A 16472-nucleotide genomic window follows, 5' to 3' on the forward strand; every position below is an offset into this window, starting at 1 on the left:
TTATCCATATGTTAAATTTGCTCAGAAACGTAAACTGAATGTAAATTATATCTTTTTCAACCCATCGAGCTAATCTGTTCTAGCTTAGAAAGGTTAATTATTAAGTATGGTATTTACCGTTTGGCTCATTTAGTGCCCATTCCAGCATCATCACCATGGACTCCAGCTGCTCTACCTTTGAACGTAGCATTCCTATTTTCCCCTCGTTCTCTGGATTGTTTTGCCGTACATTTTCCAGATCTGCTTCCGCTGACTTCAACTGCATTTCTAGCTCATTGCGTTTTCTTTTAATTTGATCCTCGGTTCTCATATTGCCCCAGCCTCCATGTATATAAGTAGTTGAATATCATCATACCGAAAAAGCAATTGTTCGTAAAACTTTCATACGATTGCTCGTTATATGCCCATAATCGGGTAAATAAAGGTATAGCTAGTGGGTAAGTGGGAAATAATAATACCTTTCCAAATGCTAAGTCATTAACCAGAACTGCCATTCATGATAGAAATGAGGAGGTATGTAACGATGAGTGTCTTATTTACTCCGGAGCTGCTCAGAAATCCTTATCCCATGTATGATCAAATGCGCATAGGGCAGCCAGTTTTTTATATGGAAGCTATGAAATTTTGGTCCGTGTTCCGGTATGAGGATGTAAGGACCGTGCTTTCTGATCAAGCCCGCTTTTCTTCCGGCCACGGCAATGGCTCAAATTCAGAATCTGCTTCTGACAAGCCTGCACAGGCAAACAGCGGTTTCTCGATAATTACTACCGATCCTCCCAAGCATACTATGCTTCGCTCTTTGGTTAGTCGTGCTTTTACTCCCAAGGCAGTTGCTGCGTTGGAACCACGTATCAAGCAAATCGCCAATGAACTGCTGGATCCATTTATACCATCAGGCCAGATTGACCTCATTCGGGATTTTTCTTACCCGCTGCCTGTTATCGTCATTGCTGAGCTGCTAGGTATCCCGAGCGAGGATCGCGATCGGTTCAAGCATTGGTCCGATGAGGTTGTAGCCTCAGCCAATGCCATTGTTGGAGAAGCGAATCCCGAGTCCCAAAAAGCTCTCATGGAGATGCATGCCTATTTCCGCGAAATCATAGCAAAACGCCGCATTCACCCCCAAGATGATTTAATCAGTGCTCTCTTGTTGGCGGAAGAGGAGCAGCAGCAGCTGTCAGAGCACGACATATTGGCTTTCTGTTCACTCTTGCTGGTTGCGGGCAATGAAACGACGACCAATCTGATCGGCAATGCAGTTCTTACCTTATTGGAGCATCCAATAGAACTGGAAAAGCTCCTTAAAGATCCACTGCTTCTTCCTTCTGCCATTGAAGAGGTGCTTCGATATCGCTCCCCTGTTCAAGCGATGTTTCGTACCGCCAAGGAGGAAATCCAGATCGGCGGACAAACGATTCCTGCAGGCAGCCGGGTCGTCGCATGGATTGGATCGGCAAACCGTGACGAGCAGAAATTTAAGAATGCCAATACGTTCGATATTACACGAGATCCCAATCCACATATTGCTTTTGGCCACGGTATCCACTTCTGTCTGGGCGCACCGCTTGCACGACTGGAAGCACGAGTCGCACTTAGAGTCATACTGGATCGTCTTCCGAACCTACAGCGGGCAAATCAAGAAATGCTTCATCCTGCAAGTGGGTTTATTGTACATGGAGTCGAAAGCTTGCCTTTACGCTTTCAACATTAAATACAACATAGATCACCCCAAAAGGCTTCCTGCTCGTTGGCAAACCGACGGCGTGAAGCCTTTTGGGGTGATCGCTATGAACAGCCAAAGAAATTTACATTTTAGACAATGATTGCATTATAGATGTAAATTGTGATATGATATCCGTCCTGTCTAACACAATATGAACGGAATGAGCGGAGGTTATCACTTGGAAATCAGCATGCAAAAGGCGTATGACGAGGAAATGAAACGGTTAGCGGACACGTTCGCTGAAATTGACCGACAGCTAAAAGAATTGGCAAGCATTCCGCCCTATACCGGACATGATCACACCGAGCAGGTGCTGGATTCGATTCGTGATTCACGGCGTCGCAATCTGGCGGTAGCCCAGAATGAGCCCTATTTTGGCAGGCTTGATTTTCAGGAAAGCGGTCACAAGGAGCCTCTCCCTCTTTATATTGGCAAGGTTGGCGTTGAGAAAGATTTGACACTTGAGTTGATGGTCGTCGATTGGCGTGCACCCGTTGCATCTCTGTTCTACTCGTATACAGGAGGCATGGACGCCACTCAATACGACTCCCCGGATGGGCTTGTGGAAGGCCTTGTCTTTTTAAAAAGAAACCTCGTCATTCGCAAGCAAATTCTTCAGCGGGTGGTCGATACATTTGACCGAAACAGCGACAACATGGCAGTCACTGATGAATTCCTACTCTACCGTTTGGGAGAGAACAAGGATAACAAGCTGCGTGACATCGTTTCCACCATTCAATCTGAGCAGGATTCGATTATCCGTGCTGTAAAGAACAGCGCTTTACTTATACAAGGTGTTGCTGGAAGCGGTAAAACAACGGTTGCTTTACATCGACTCGCCTATTTGCTCTATCAATACCGTGATCAGGTTCGCGCTGAACGCATGATAATATTTGCTCCCAACCGAATGTTTCTCGACTATATTTCGGGGGTGCTTCCAGAGCTTGGTGTCGGCGATATTCAGCAAACTACTTTTAGCGACTGGGCGCTGGAGCTTTTGGAGCATGAGGTGAAGCTCATTGATACTGCAGAGCAATTGCGATACTGGTTTCAAACGGGTCCGGGACGTCCTGTTATGAACGATGCGGCTCCGGGACGTTGGAAAGGGTCGATCCGCTTCATGCATTGGCTGGAGCAAGCACTGGAGCAGTTCGAAGCTTCTGCTGCACCCGATGCAGATTACAGCCCGTGGGACGGAGTCAAGCTGAGCAAGCAAACGATGCGTCATTGGTATGAGGTTGAATATAAACATGACCCTCTAATGAAACGACGAGAACGGGTATTGGCACGCGTAAAACGGTGGCAGGAAATGGAGCTTGAAAAGGTTTGGGAGGTTCATCTGAAAAAGGACTACAAGAAAAAAGCTTCCAGCCGACTGCGCGACTATGGAAAGCACTGGACTGCCTACACCCCATTTACATTCTATAAAGAATTGTTCCAATCTGCGGGTAAGCCCAATTATTTGTCTGTCGAGCTTTACAATGAAATACCTAAGGAACTGCTTGCCGCAACTGAAGCACAACTTAAAAAGAAACGTGTACAGCCCGAGGATTTGGCCGCACTGCTGTTCATTCGCAGTAAATTTCATGGTATTCATGGAGATCTCACCTTTGATCATACGGTGATTGATGAAGCTCAGGATTTTTCGCCGTTTCAGGTTGCTTTGTTGAACCTGCATACTCGGAATCAATCGTTTACCATACTGGGAGACCTTTCCCAAGGAATCCATGCTTATCAGGGGATTCGCAAATGGGATGAGTTTACAGCGCTTTTTGAAGAAGGTAAAACGGCTTATTTTCAATTGGATCGCAGTTATCGATCTACTATGGAAATTATTTATTTTGCCAATGAAGTATTAAAGCTCGGTCTGGAGCAGCCTGCCGCCCTGGCTATTCCTGTATTCCGCAGTGGGGACCCTGTCCAAATCGTTCAGGTGGATGAAGCCAAGCTGACTGCCTCCATTATTACTGCTGTGCAAAAGCTGCAAACCGGAGAAATTACAACCGTTGCGATTCTGGTTCGTACCGAGGCACGCAGCGAAGCGCTTTATAAGAAGCTGAATGCAGCCGGACTGGCGGTCAATCTGATCGCGGCGGGTCAGCAGCACTATGAGGGGGGGATTTCAATCGTACCGACCTTCATGGCAAAAGGTCTTGAATTCGATGCCGTATTGATCATAGATGTGGATGACGTTCATTATCCGGCCACTGAGCAGGATGCCAAGCTGTTATATGTAGGTTGCACCCGTGCTTTGCATTCGCTGCAGATCTGGTACGATGGGATGGCCTCACCTTTAATTGATCCAATCCAGGGTGATTTTGTATTAAGATAATTGGAAGCACTCAACTTATAGACTGGCTTTAGAATCCAACTACGATTCCAATCGAATCCTGAGTCTCTGTTCAGGATCGTTGAACCTTCCAGAAACTCTGTCATCTATTGATTAGGGGACAGTAGCGAATAAAGAGAATGGAAATCTAAGAAACGGACAAAAACAACCCGTCATGAGCACATATCGTGCCTTGACGGGCTGTTTTATTTATATAGCCACTTTAAAAGTGGTGAATTGGTGTTATCGGAAGAACAATTCTGCCCTGCTGAGCCACTTATTCAGCGCACTTTAAGCTCTATTCATTATGCTTTAGCTACGCCCTGCAGCTCCTGAACCACGTAGGCTTCCCCACCAGTCAATACACCAACGAGATTTTTTGCTGCCAGCATGGCCATATCATAACGTGTTTTGTCAGTTGCTGACCCAATGTGCGGCAAAGTGACAACGTTCGGCATTTTGAGCAATGGATTATCGATTGGAGTTGGCTCTACATCGAACACATCAAGACCTGCTCCACGAATCGTTCCGTTATTCAAGGCTTCAATCAGCGCCTGCTCGTCTATGGTTGCACCACGGGAAGCATTAATGAAAAAGGCCGATGGCTTCATAAGACTAAATTGCTCTTTACCGATCATATGCTCCGTCTCCGGAGTTAAAGGCGTAATCATGACTACATAATCCGACTCGACAAGCAACTCATTCAAGGAGCAGAATCGAGCACCAAACCGGTCCTCAACTTCCGGCTTGCGGCTGCGGCTATGATACAGCATGTTCATATCAAAGCCATGTACAGCACGTTTGGCAATTGCTTCACCGATACGTCCCATGCCAATAATCCCAATAGTCGCATGATGAACATCCGTTCCGAACAGCTCGGTGCCCTTTACTGCACCTTTTTGCCATTTACCTGCCTTTACAAAAGCGTCTAGCTCTGCAATTCTTCTACCTGCACTCAGCATGAGCGCAAACACGAGATCCGCAACCGTACCATCCAGAACATAAGGAGTATGCGTACCCAGCACACCTCTCGCTTTCATTTCCTCAATATCAAAATGGTTGTAACCAACAGATGACGAGCTTACTACGCGCAGCTTTGGTGCACGGTCCAACATCTCAGCATTTACAGCCGTACTAGAGAGGAAAACACCATCCATATCGCTAATCTTCTCCAGAATTTCAGCACGAGGCATAATGCCTTCCTTGTCCCAGCTAACACAATCACAATGTTCATTCAAATAATTTTGAACCGTTTCCGGCACTTTTTGCGTGATAAGAACCTTTGGTTTAGCTGACATTTTATTTCCTCCAGGCGCTTTTATTTGAAAAATCTATTTTCTATCGTAATTATACAGTATCCGCATGGACGGATTGCTGATCGGGACTTAGCACTTCATTCAAGCTCCCTGAGCGGTAACCCTTCAAATCCATCGTCACGTAGGCATAACCGATTTCTTTCAGCTTGGCATGAACGGTTTCAGCAACAGCCAGCATCTCGGGCAGATCCGAGGCAGGCACTTCGATACGCGCCAAATTTTCATGCTGTCTAACCCGTACTTGACGGAATCCGAGTTGAATCAGGAAATCCTCAGCTTGGTCAATCATCGACAGTTTTAAAGCTGTAATCGCTTCCCCGTAAGGTATTCTTGAAGACAGACATGCAAAGGATGGCTTATCCCAGGTACGTAGTCCAAATTGACGGGAAAGATGACGGATTTCCGATTTTTTGATCCCTGCTTCCAGCAGCGGCGCACGTACACCTTGATCATGAGCAGCCTGCAGTCCAGGGCGGTGTTCACCCAAATCATCCGCAATTGCGCCAAAGATGACGTGATGATAACCTTTTTTCTCAGCGATTGGAATAAGGTGCTCAAATAATGAATTTTTGCAAAAATAACAACGGTTTGTCGGGTTCTCGGCATAACCGGGAATGTCCAATTCACTCGTGTGAATAACCTCATGCGGCGCATTAAGCTCCTTGGCGAGCAGAATCGCCTCTTCCTTCTCCCGAACCGGGTACGTTTCGGAATCTGCTGTTATTGCCAAGACACGCTCAGGACCCAAAAACTCCAAAGCTGCTTTTAATAAAAAAGCACTATCCACGCCGCCCGAAAAAGCGACTACGACCCTATCCATCTCGTGTAAAATACGGCCTAACTCTTCATATTTCTGTTCAATCGTTTGCATGGGTATCCCTCCTAAGAGTTTTGCTTTTGCAAAACTTTCTCCGTAAGCATTACTCAGTTTTACTTTAGCAAAACTTTCTTCGTAAGCATTGCTTCGTTTTGCTTAGCAAAATTTGCTTCATAAGAATCTGCTTAGTTTTAAGTAGTATTTCAGCTCCCAGGACACTGATCAGCCTGAAAATTATTGTACTGCTGTATGAATAAAATGGGACTTTTGCAATCCCGCTTTATTATAGTCCTTTTTACACTCAAGAAAAAGAGCAAATTTTCAAGGCTGTGCATAAAAAGGCGACAGAAGTTCCCCCCCTTCGTTTAACAAACGTTCGAATTCCTTTGCAGGAAGCGGTTTACTGAAATGATAGCCCTGCGCGTGACGGCAGTGTTGATGCAGCAAAAATTGCAAATCCTGAGCGGTTTCCACTCCTTCCGCCACGACCTCCAGCCTTAAATGGTTGGCCATTGCAATAATCGTACTCACTATTGCCGCGCTGTCGGCATCATGATTAATATCACGTATAAATGATTGATCAATCTTCAGCTTATGTAAAGGAAGTCTGCGTAAGTATTGAAGAGAGCTGTAGCCGGTACCAAAATCGTCCATCGAAATCCGGATACCTAATTCCTTCAACTCATTTAATTTACGAATCACACGCTCAACGTTGTCCATCGCCATACTTTCTGTAATTTCCAGCTCCAAAAACCTCGATTCCAGCTCGGTTTCCTCTAAAATTCGAATAATATCGCCGATTAGATTATGCTTCTGGAATTGACGAAGGGATAAGTTTACAGAAATGGATAAATGCTGAAATCCTGCCAAGTGCCACTTTTTATTTTGCCTGCATGCAGTACGAAGCACCCATTCGCCAATGGGCACGATCAAGCCTGTCTCCTCGGCGAGCGGTATGAATTGTGCCGGTGGAACCATTCCATGCTTCGGATGATGCCAACGGATCAACGCTTCCGCACCCATCAGCACATTGCGTTGAATATCGTATTGTGGTTGATAATACAGCTCAAACTCTTCACGCTCCAAGGCCCTGCGCAGATCATGCTCAAGCTCCAATCGAAGTCGTGCATTTGCACCAAAATCCCCGTGCTGGAGGCGATAGACACCCTCCCCATATTCTTTCTCCATCGCCTGAACATTGGCTGCATGCAGTAGCAATCCGTTCATATCCGTGCCATCCTGCGGATAGAAAGCCAATCCAATACTCCCAACAATCACAATCTCACGATCCCGTACCAAAAAAGGAGCCATCAACTGATCATGAATGGTGCGAGCCTTTTCCACAATTTCTGCGGCATTCTCGAATCTGGTAAACAGAATGGCAAATTCATGGTTACCTAACCGGCTGACGGTACAATCGAATCCAACCAGAAGCTGCAGCCGTTCACTGACCTGCTTTAGCAGCAAATCCGCAAGATTGGGACCCATCAAATCATTTACCATTTGAAATCTTTCCAAATCGATGAGTAGAATCGCAAACTGGTCATCCTCGGAGTTGCCCAATGAAGCAGAAATCATTTGCGTCAACTGGATTTGAAACATAGTACGATTGGGAAGTCCCGTCAATGTGTCATGATAAGCCATGTGCTCAATGAGCTGAAGGGCCCTCTTTTGGTCCGTCACGTCTTTGAGCACTACATATATGTATAGCTGTTCATCACATTCAACCGGTATTAAACGCAATTGAAGCTCCATCACCTGCCCGCTCCGCTCAGGAAATTCAACTTCAAGATTACTTGCCAGTCCCCGAAGAGCACCTTGAAAATGGGCTGCAAACGTATGTCCGTTCTCCTTATCCAAAAGAGATTCAAAAGAACAACCCAACCAATCCTTCGAATCCAGTCGTGACAATCGGATACACTCCGTATTTAACTGCATAATGATACCAATTGAACTCAGAAGCACGATAGCATCGCCGCTGTGCTTGAATAAGGGCTGCTGTGCAAGTGGCAGCGATGATTCTATATAATCCATAATCAACTTCTCTCCAGACTGCTATATGAGCAGATTCCGCTAAAATACCCTCTCATTATGATAGCAAAGAGCTTCATTGTGGAAGTAAGTCATGCGTGCCTTCTCAAAACTTAAAGTTTAGCTTTTCAGCGTCAATTATAGCACAGATAAAGGAATTTGATGACGAAATTAATCGAATCATGTAGAAAAAAGGACTATGCAACGTTCACACAATCCCTCAATATGTATATTTATACAATATATTACAGTATTTTCTCGATAGCTTCTGTTAATTCAGCATCCTCAGGCGCAACACGGCTGGAGAATCGGCCAGCAACGGTACCCTCCTTGCTAATTAAAAACTTCTCAAAATTCCATTTTACATCACCTTGCGGCTCAGCCTGCTCAGTTAACAGCGCGTAAAGAGGATGCTTGTCATCTCCCAGAATGGAAACTTTACCTAGCACTTCAAAAGTAACATCATAGTTTAAGCTGCAAAATTCCTGAATTTCTTCTGCACTTCCCGGCTCCTGACCGCCGAAATCGTTGCAGGGTACGCCCAGAACAACAAGCCCACGATTCTTCCATTGCTGGTTCAGCTTTTCAAGACCTGCATACTGTGGTGTAAAGCCGCATTTGGAAGCCACGTTCACAATCAGCAGTACTTTGCCCTCGTATTCGCTTAATGGCTTACTGCCGCCGCTCGCTGTCGGCACGGATATTTCATAAATGCTTGACATGGTTGATACCCTCCTTAAAGTTTTGTGGAACAAAACTGGCTTCGTAAGCATTCACTAAGTTTTCCCAGAAAACTTACTTCGTAAGCATCTACTGAGTTTTGTGGAACAAAACTAGCTTCGTAAGCATTCACTAAGTTTTCGCAGAAAACTTACTTCGTAAGCATCTACTGAGTTTTCGTAAAATGCTTACTTTTCATTCTTGACTTATCATACCATGAATCGATTCATAAATAGAAATCCTGCAATAATTCGTATATCTAAAATTATTTTGCTACAATTAAAGATGAACTTGGGCTCGCTATGACACATTTGCAGGGGAGGCACCCATTCGCTCACGATCAAGATCGTTGACTAATGCGGATGGACATTCAAATGAATGAAATTCAAAAAATCCAACATCAGCTGGAGCAGGCTATCGGACTGCTGGAAAGCCGCTTTTTGGAGCGAGAAGAGCTAATTCGTTTACTTGTACTTGGCTTGATGGGCAATGAGAATGTACTTTTGATTGGCCCTCCCGGTACAGCCAAATCGCAGCTGGCAAGAGCTGTCTCGCAGCTGTTCGGCAGCGGAGAATGGTTCGAATATTTATTAACCCGTTTTACGACACCTGATGAGCTGTTTGGTCCAGTCTCATTACAGAAGCTGAAGCTTGATCAATATATTCGGCAAACCGAGGGGTATTTGCCTGCTGCTGACTTTGCTTTTCTCGATGAAATATTCAAAGCTAATAGCGCTATCCTGAACGCTTTGCTATCCATATTAAATGAACGCGTCTTTTTTAATGGACGTGACAAAGAGCAATCTCCACTCCTCTTTCTGATGGCCGCCTCCAACGAGCTTCCGGAAGAAAACGAGCAATTAGCCGCACTGTATGACCGTTTCCTCATTCGCTATGAGGTCGGTTTCTTGAAGCATATGTCGAGCTATGAGCAGATGTTTCAGCTTCCAACCGATAAGCTCCCTTCTTTGTTGACAGTCAAGGATGTGGAAACAGTAAGACAGGCAGCTGAAGGAGTCACCATTCCAGAATCGCTTATTTATATGCTATACCAGCTGAAAACCGCAATGGAAGCAAAAGAATTCACCTTACCCGACCGCCGCTGGCGAAAGATCGGGCAATTGTGGAAAACCTCAGCCGCATTAAACGGTCGAGATGCCGTTAATGTCTGGGATACCGTATACACGCCAAACATGCTGTGGGATTTTCCAGAGGATATCACGGTAGTGCAGGAATTGTTTCAGACCGCCTTTCAAGAGGCTCTTAAACAGCAGTCCGAGCGTGATCTGCCTCTTCGCGACTATGATCAGACCGCTAAACGATGGCTGGAAATGGAGGATGAGCTTCATGCGTTCCAGTTCAAGAAGGAAGTCGGCGGCTCGCTCGGAAAGGAAGCACAGGAGCAGTTAAAGAATCGGCTTGAGCAATGTAAACAAGAGCTGGAAGAAACAGCACGGCTTCTGCGCGGCAAATTGGTGCAATGGCAGCAGCGGGAAAAGGATTGGCCGGGCTATATCCGCAACCAAAATTTTTTGCTGATCCAGACGGATCGATTCGCTGTAAAATATACACATTTGCGGATTCAGGGAGAACGAATTTTACAGACGCTGCAAGGCTTGTACCGCACGTTGTTTGACTGTGAAATTCCCGGTGTCCAATACGACTACACGCTATAGCAGGCTGAACCATTATTCGTATAGGCGGTGAATGAGGTTGATCATCCAATGTGCCCGTATAGACCGCTATGTATTTGATGGCTATGTCCATTCATCGCGCACCGCGCAGGAATGGATTCGTGAGACGAAAGGCTCCGCGGCCTGGTTTTCAGTGGAGCTGTTTGCCGATTTCTTTATGTGCTTTTATTTGCCAAAACCGCAAATCGATCGTTCCCAGGAAGCTACACCCTTTCATCGCTGGCTGGTCGGACAGCTGCGCAGGCAATTTTTTTATCGCTCCATTCGTCCCCGTACAATAGGTGAGGTTAATGCATCATTCAAGACAGCACTTAAAGCGCTGATGTGGCTGACTTCAACCTATGCCGAGGAAGTGAAGCAGCGCAAGCAGGATGAAACCTTGCTGGGGATCGGTCTGCTCAATAAGCAGATGGGTCAGGGGCAGGACAGCACACAGATTAGCGAGCATTTAAGCGATAAACAGCTGGAGCGGCTAAAACTGGTTGGCTACACGCTCCAGCAGGGAAAACGCAATGTCGAGGATAAGCAGGCTTCGCTGGACTCAAGACCTTTGGTTGAAACGGAAATACAACAGTTGAAAGAACGCATTGTAGCACTACAGACAGAAATGCGTACCGATTTTGTAAAACGGGATAAGCTGAAGCTCAAGCTGCGCAAGTCTGAAGCAGAGCTAGAGCAGAGAGAACGTCAGCTGGAACGACTGACCAAGCGCGAGAAGGATACGTTTCAACAGTTGGAAGAGCAGTTGGGACAATGGCTGAACCGTTCACTCAAGGATGCATTGGGACGTGAAGAACAGGAAAGTTTAGATGTACACGATTTGCTGCAAGCGAGCCAACGAGTGGCCAATCGTTATTGGGGAAGTGATCTCGGGAGGCTGCACAGACAGGAATTTTCCAACTATCTCCAATGGTTGAATAAGCTGAAGCGTCATCCAGAGCTGATTGCTTTTCTACAGGAGGTAGGACGTAATCTACAGCATCTCAAGGTACAGCGCCGCAGCCAACGTTCTCCTCATATTCCTGAGGCTTATGACGATTTGCGGCAATCCGCTAATATTGCCCATATGCTGCCAAGTGAAGCCAGTCTGTTGGCTGATCCTGATTTTGAATCGTATTTCTTGGTAAAATGGCTTGATCACAAGCTACTGACGTACAATGTGAGCGGACGCACCAAAGAACCGCACAAGGGGCCGGTTATTTGTATGCTGGATACTTCTCATTCGATGCGCGGCAGCAAGCTGCGAGTGGCACAAATTTTTGTCGCGACCTTTGCGGCATTTAGCTTGATAGAGCGGCGCGACTTTGTGCTGCTGCTGTTCGGTGCCCGAGGTGAATTGGTCGAGCAGACACTCTATTGGCGCAAGCCAGACTGGCCGGCATTTTACGCTTTGACACAACTGGCGTTTGGGGGAGGCACCCATTTTGATGCCCCTATCAAACGAGGGATGGAAATGGTAGAAGCCAATCCGCGGTTCAAAGATGCTGATTTTGTTATGGTCACCGATGGTATAGGTACGATCAGTGCATCCGTTCGTCAGCAATTGGCTGAGCTCGGAGCCCACAGGCAGGTGCGGCTGCATTCACTCATTGTTGGCAATGCCCGCCAGCACCTTGTCAATCGATACGATATTCTTGGCGTTTCCCATCAGGTTCGTTTTGCAGCAACCTGGGAAACGCAGTCCCCATCCAGTAATGAGCTGCTTCTTGATGTATTTCGCAAGCGTTAGGCTGGTTTAGCTGCCGGCCTCATTCTTGCTTTTTTCCAATTTCCAAATCGATAGTATAAAATATTTAATACTGCTGCAACTGTAAAGCTGACCGAAAAGCTCCACCAGATGGAGTCAAACCCGTACATACCACCCAGCAGGTAAGCAAGCGGATTCCTAACCAGCAATAAGGCGATAAAAGAGATGACAAGCGGCACAATAACAGAGCCTGCAGATCTGACAACACCTGCCACCACATTGAAGATACCAAAGATAATGAACGACCAGAGCGTTAAATTATTGATGTGCACACCAATATCAATCGCGTTACCTTCAGGTAAAAAGAGACTCACGGCTTGTCGGTTAAATAAATGTATGAACGAAACCAATACGCCCGTCAAGCCCACATTAAAGGCCACACCCGTCCATGTAATCCGGTTAACACGATCCCAATTCCCTGCTCCAATATTTTGCGCTGCCATAGAAGTCACCGCTCCGCCAATCGCAAGAGCCGGCATCTGCACGTAGCTTGAAATTTGAGTCGCGATCCCAAAAGCAGCTGAAGCTTCTGACCCGTAAGAGTTTACCAAATGGATCAAAAACAAATTACTTAACGAAACCACAACCATATTCAAACCCATAGGAAGCCCCTTTTGGATGAGCGCACGTACAATATCCCATTTTAAACGCAGCATATGAAGATCGTCCTTCGTAATACGAAGAAAATATTGTTTTCTATACAAATATACCAGCAGCAGCACAAAGCTGACCAATTGAGAAAAGAAGGTCGCATAGGCAGAGCCGGATATACCGAGCCGTGGAAACGGTCCCATCCCTTCTATTAATAACGGATTAAGCAGCACGTCAAGCCCCACCGATAGCAGTAAAAAGTAAAATGGGGTTTTGGCATCACCTGATCCACGCAGCACAGCCATCACGAGATTATAACCGAACATGAAAGGCACCCCAGCGAAAATTATCCGTGTATAAGCAATTGCAAACTCCCTCGCATCTGCTGGTGTATTCAACAAATCAAGAATTTCCGGTGAAAAAATCAAACCGATGGCTCCAACTATAATCGATAGCACCATAAAAAATACCGCGCTAGTACCGACTACCTTTTTAGCCTCGTCTATCCGTTTCGCTCCGAGATTTTGTCCGATCAAAATAACAGCAGCCATTGCAATACCAAAAATTGCACTAATTAATAAAAACATAATAATGTTGGCATTTGACGTTGCCGCCAGAGCTTGCTCACCGAGAAACTTGCCAATCCAGATTGCATTCACAGAACCGTTTAAAGATTGGAGCACATTGCCAAGCAATATCGGTAAAGAAAATAAAAAAAGCGTCTTAGCGATAGGTCCTTCCGTTAAAGAGGGACGTGCCGCTGCGGGTTTAGAAGGGTTCATCCGTATTCTCCTTTGTTATTAGGTGACAATCCATATAGAAAAGGATACCTCATTAAATCGTTCAATGCTATAATACCTAAAGAATTAATACTGATATCTACTCAGACAGGAGAACAACCGTGATTATCACCATGATTCAATCTACAAGACCTATTTTGTACAGCTTACTCGTCCTATCCTTTGTACTGCAGACCTTGATCGGGTCGACCTGGCTCCAATTTGTCGAAGGAAGCCTTGCCATCGTATGCCTAGCTATTTCCATGCATGACGCACGCAGAATGTTTCAAATCGCTGGCTCACTATTTATTGCCGCAGGGATCGCTTGTATGATTTGGGGACAGCTTTCGATCTCTCAGCTCCCATTATTGATGACATCCAACGTCATGCTGATTTCGCTGCTGTACATGCTGCCGTTTATTAACCGTGTCATTCGGATTGGAGGCTATGATCGACACTTAAGCCGATGGCTCCATGTAAAGTCCGGTAATTTGGGCAGCTTATATGTACGCTCTTTGGCAGTAAGCTATTTGTTAAGCCTTTTTCTGTTTTTTGCCGCTCTTCCTTTAGTACATAGAGTATTGAAAAAGCATTTACAGCATCAAGAGCAGGGATTGGCCAATCGTTTCATCGCCAGTGCAATCTTACGCGGCTTTGGGATAGTCGCTTTATGGAGTCCGGTTGAACCCTTGGTGGCAACTGCTGTACTCATTACTGGCATCTCATACATGTCATTGCTCCCTTGGATGCTCGGCTTATCCGTCCTTATGTTTATAGCTGGCGGTCTGTGGGGCTTAAGCTATCGTAAAATCAAGGACGAAGCCATGATCAATGCTTCCGCGAAAGCCCCCTCATGGTTCAAGACCATTTCCTTTTTATTCGCTCTGTTGCTGCTGATTACGTTCGCTTTCTTGCTCCAATCGGCTTTACAGCTATCTTTTTTCTCGGCAATGACGTTTGTACTGCTTCCTTTTTCTATTGCATGGGCTATCGTCTTACGACGCTTTGGGCGCTTTGTCGCTTCTGTCCGGCTGCATGGGAGAGAGGGCATTGTCGGACTGCGCCATTTACTGGTATTGTTCCTGTCATTCGGATTTTTTAATAGTGCGGTGTCCAAAAGTCCGTTGTTTCATCTGGTCGAGGGTTCCGTTCAATCCATCTCCCATTGGCCGTCCTTACTGCTAATTGTCATTTTTCTGGTCTGTTTTCTTTTACCGGTTGCTGGCATTCATCCTTTGGTTGTGATGGGGATATTCGGTTTCCTGCTGCAGCCCGTGCTCGTGATCATGAATCCGTTAAGTATCGCTATTGTGCTGATTACCTCATGCTTGTGCTCTTCCTTTATGGGAACCTTTAACTCAACTGTGACGATCATGAGCGGCTTGCTCCGGGTTAATCCTTATCGGATAACCGCATGGAATCTCGGTTTTGGCTTGCTGTTTGGAGGTACAGGCGTGCTAGTCAGTTACTTGCTGCTGTAACTACCCTACTCATAACCGTGTATATAAGGAATCGGCTGCTCTTCATGCTGATTCCTTTTTATTATGATTTTTTCTTACTAGCCAGCTTCTTCTTCTGCCTTATTCTTGATCCGATCCACAATGTGCTCCAAGGGCTCAGGCTGCAGCAGCTCGACAGGTAAAATACCTTTATCAAACATCAACCCTTCACCTTCCAATACAACGACATACCGATCACCCAGCTTGGCAATATGCAACCGGTCACCAAAATCAGCCAACAAGGCTCGAACTGTCATATTCCCAAGCTTCAGCTTCATCTCCAGCTCCGGCTGCTGCTCCACCAATACAGAGGACGCCTCCATTACTTGTTCTTGTGACCACTTCTCTTGCAGTTCGCGCTTCTCGCTATATGCCCAGACTTCCATTTCCTGTGTCTCTTTCTCCCGCGCTTCTTCATTATCCTCGTAGACCTGCTCGATATATTGGTGAACAAAACCAAGCACCTGTTCATTCAATATTTCTGGCTGTGATTTCTCATACTCGACATATTTCAGGAAATCCTCAAAATAACGGGCGTGCGAGGATTGATGAATTTTCAGCTCCCAAGGCTCCAGCATACCTTCCTCCGGCATATGCGGGTACATGATCGACTTCATATTTTTGGCATTAATCGCCATTTCAACCTTGTTCAGTAGACTTCTTTCGTCTGTAATTCGAGCAATTTTTTGTTCAAAATCACACTTCAATACAAATATAAACGGTTCGTCAAACAATTGACTCAGCTTGGCACGAGCGACAAACATAGCACCGCCACGAATCGCGCTCGTATCCATATAGGCCTGCACCAAAGCTTCAGCATGTTCGATATAGGTATCCATCGTATCGGCCATACGCAGCCGTGCAAATAAATTATAATTAGGATTGCTGTCAAGATCATAGCCCGGCTCCACAGCGAATCGACCAATTTTCGTAGGCACCTGTTCGGCTTTCGGATTGCGTTCAGCATGACGCTTGGCGATTTTGGAGAATTCTCCACCTAGAAAGGAGCTAAGCTCACTGTCTGCATAGTCGTCACCGTCGAGCGTCTGATAGTGCTTATACCGCTTACCGCCCTGCTCTTCTTCTCCCTCGATCTGAATCACAAAAAAAGATATACATTCGATGTCAAACTTCATCCCTGCAACTCCCTTAAGAGGTTAAAATATCCAAATAAAAACCCACCCCTAGGCTCATTAAAGCCCCGAAGGCGGGTTTAAATATCTTAA

At 45.8% G+C, this 16472-nt stretch carries 12 protein-coding genes; 5 read left to right on the forward strand and 7 right to left on the reverse strand.

All coding sequences use genetic code 11. The features are described 5' to 3' along the window. Positions 1-100: 100 nt before the first annotated feature. The gene (locus BM210_RS21470) at positions 101-310 is read right to left on the reverse strand and encodes a hypothetical protein (RefSeq protein ID WP_091173284.1); all 210 of its coding nucleotides are present in this window, start codon (positions 308-310) and stop codon (positions 101-103) included. A 213-nt stretch (positions 311-523) separates the two neighbouring features. Between BM210_RS21470 and BM210_RS21475 the strand changes: the two genes are divergently transcribed. Together BM210_RS21475 and BM210_RS21480 are read left to right on the forward strand one after the other, a co-directional pair. Continuing rightward, positions 524-1711, forward strand: coding sequence for a cytochrome P450 (locus BM210_RS21475; RefSeq protein WP_091173286.1), 1188 nt, complete (start codon positions 524-526; stop codon positions 1709-1711). A gap of 190 nt (positions 1712-1901) precedes the next feature. Beyond that, entirely contained in the window at positions 1902-4055 is a 2154-nt protein-coding gene (locus tag BM210_RS21480; RefSeq protein ID WP_091173289.1) for a HelD family protein, read from the forward strand. A 302-nt stretch (positions 4056-4357) separates the two neighbouring features. Here the strand turns inward: BM210_RS21480 and BM210_RS21485 are convergent, their stop codons facing one another. The 4 genes from BM210_RS21485 to BM210_RS21500 form a co-directional block, all read right to left on the reverse strand. Beyond that, the gene (locus tag BM210_RS21485) at positions 4358-5350 is read right to left on the reverse strand and encodes a 2-hydroxyacid dehydrogenase (RefSeq protein ID WP_091173291.1); all 993 of its coding nucleotides are present in this window, start codon (positions 5348-5350) and stop codon (positions 4358-4360) included. Between the two features lie 49 nt (positions 5351-5399). Beyond that, positions 5400-6239, reverse strand: coding sequence for an ATP-dependent sacrificial sulfur transferase LarE (larE, locus tag BM210_RS21490; RefSeq protein WP_091173294.1), 840 nt, complete (start codon positions 6237-6239; stop codon positions 5400-5402). A gap of 267 nt (positions 6240-6506) precedes the next feature. Then, positions 6507-8219, reverse strand: coding sequence for a putative bifunctional diguanylate cyclase/phosphodiesterase (locus BM210_RS21495; RefSeq protein ID WP_091173297.1), 1713 nt, complete (start codon positions 8217-8219; stop codon positions 6507-6509). A gap of 242 nt (positions 8220-8461) precedes the next feature. Then, entirely contained in the window at positions 8462-8938 is a 477-nt protein-coding gene (locus BM210_RS21500; protein ID WP_091173299.1) for a glutathione peroxidase, read from the reverse strand. A 372-nt stretch (positions 8939-9310) separates the two neighbouring features. Here BM210_RS21500 and BM210_RS21505 point away from each other — a divergent pair, with 372 nt between their 5' ends. Continuing rightward, positions 9311-10612 (forward strand): AAA family ATPase, encoded by a 1302-nt coding sequence (locus tag BM210_RS21505; RefSeq protein ID WP_091173578.1) that lies wholly within the window; start codon positions 9311-9313, stop codon positions 10610-10612. A 37-nt stretch (positions 10613-10649) separates the two neighbouring features. Continuing rightward, positions 10650-12359 carry a vWA domain-containing protein gene (locus BM210_RS21510; protein WP_091173301.1) on the forward strand — a complete coding sequence of 570 codons (1710 nt, stop codon included), beginning with the start codon at positions 10650-10652 and terminating at the stop codon, positions 12357-12359. Here BM210_RS21510 and BM210_RS21515 read toward each other — a convergent pair. Beyond that, on the reverse strand, positions 12356-13750 hold the full coding sequence (locus tag BM210_RS21515; protein WP_091173303.1) for an MATE family efflux transporter: 1395 nt from the start codon (positions 13748-13750) through the stop codon (positions 12356-12358). The two genes, BM210_RS21510 and BM210_RS21515, sit on opposite strands and share 4 nt — an antisense overlap. A gap of 119 nt (positions 13751-13869) precedes the next feature. Between BM210_RS21515 and BM210_RS21520 the strand changes: the two genes are divergently transcribed. Then, positions 13870-15228 (forward strand): hypothetical protein, encoded by a 1359-nt coding sequence (locus tag BM210_RS21520; RefSeq protein WP_256223889.1) that lies wholly within the window; start codon positions 13870-13872, stop codon positions 15226-15228. 77 nt (positions 15229-15305) lie between these two features. Here the strand turns inward: BM210_RS21520 and BM210_RS21525 are convergent, their stop codons facing one another. Further along, entirely contained in the window at positions 15306-16382 is a 1077-nt protein-coding gene (locus BM210_RS21525) for a DUF3900 domain-containing protein (RefSeq protein ID WP_091173306.1), read from the reverse strand. Positions 16383-16472: the final 90 nt, after the last annotated feature.

The organism is Paenibacillus sp. 1_12, assembly GCF_900114475.1.
Classification (GTDB): domain Bacteria; phylum Bacillota; class Bacilli; order Paenibacillales; family NBRC-103111; genus Paenibacillus_S.

Coding starts and splice junctions, on each gene's coding strand:
- BM210_RS21475 (WP_091173286.1), top strand. CDS start 524: ATGAGTGTCTTATTTACTCCGGAGCTGCTCAGAAATCCTTATCCCATG.
- BM210_RS21470 (WP_091173284.1), bottom strand. CDS start 310: ATGAGAACCGAGGATCAAATTAAAAGAAAACGCAATGAGCTAGAAATG.
- BM210_RS21485 (WP_091173291.1), bottom strand. CDS start 5,350: ATGTCAGCTAAACCAAAGGTTCTTATCACGCAAAAAGTGCCGGAAACG.
- BM210_RS21515 (WP_091173303.1), bottom strand. CDS start 13,750: ATGAACCCTTCTAAACCCGCAGCGGCACGTCCCTCTTTAACGGAAGGA.
- larE (WP_091173294.1), bottom strand. CDS start 6,239: ATGCAAACGATTGAACAGAAATATGAAGAGTTAGGCCGTATTTTACAC.
- BM210_RS21525 (WP_091173306.1), bottom strand. CDS start 16,382: ATGAAGTTTGACATCGAATGTATATCTTTTTTTGTGATTCAGATCGAG.
- BM210_RS21505 (WP_091173578.1), top strand. CDS start 9,311: ATGAATGAAATTCAAAAAATCCAACATCAGCTGGAGCAGGCTATCGGA.
- BM210_RS21500 (WP_091173299.1), bottom strand. CDS start 8,938: ATGTCAAGCATTTATGAAATATCCGTGCCGACAGCGAGCGGCGGCAGT.
- BM210_RS21495 (WP_091173297.1), bottom strand. CDS start 8,219: ATGGATTATATAGAATCATCGCTGCCACTTGCACAGCAGCCCTTATTC.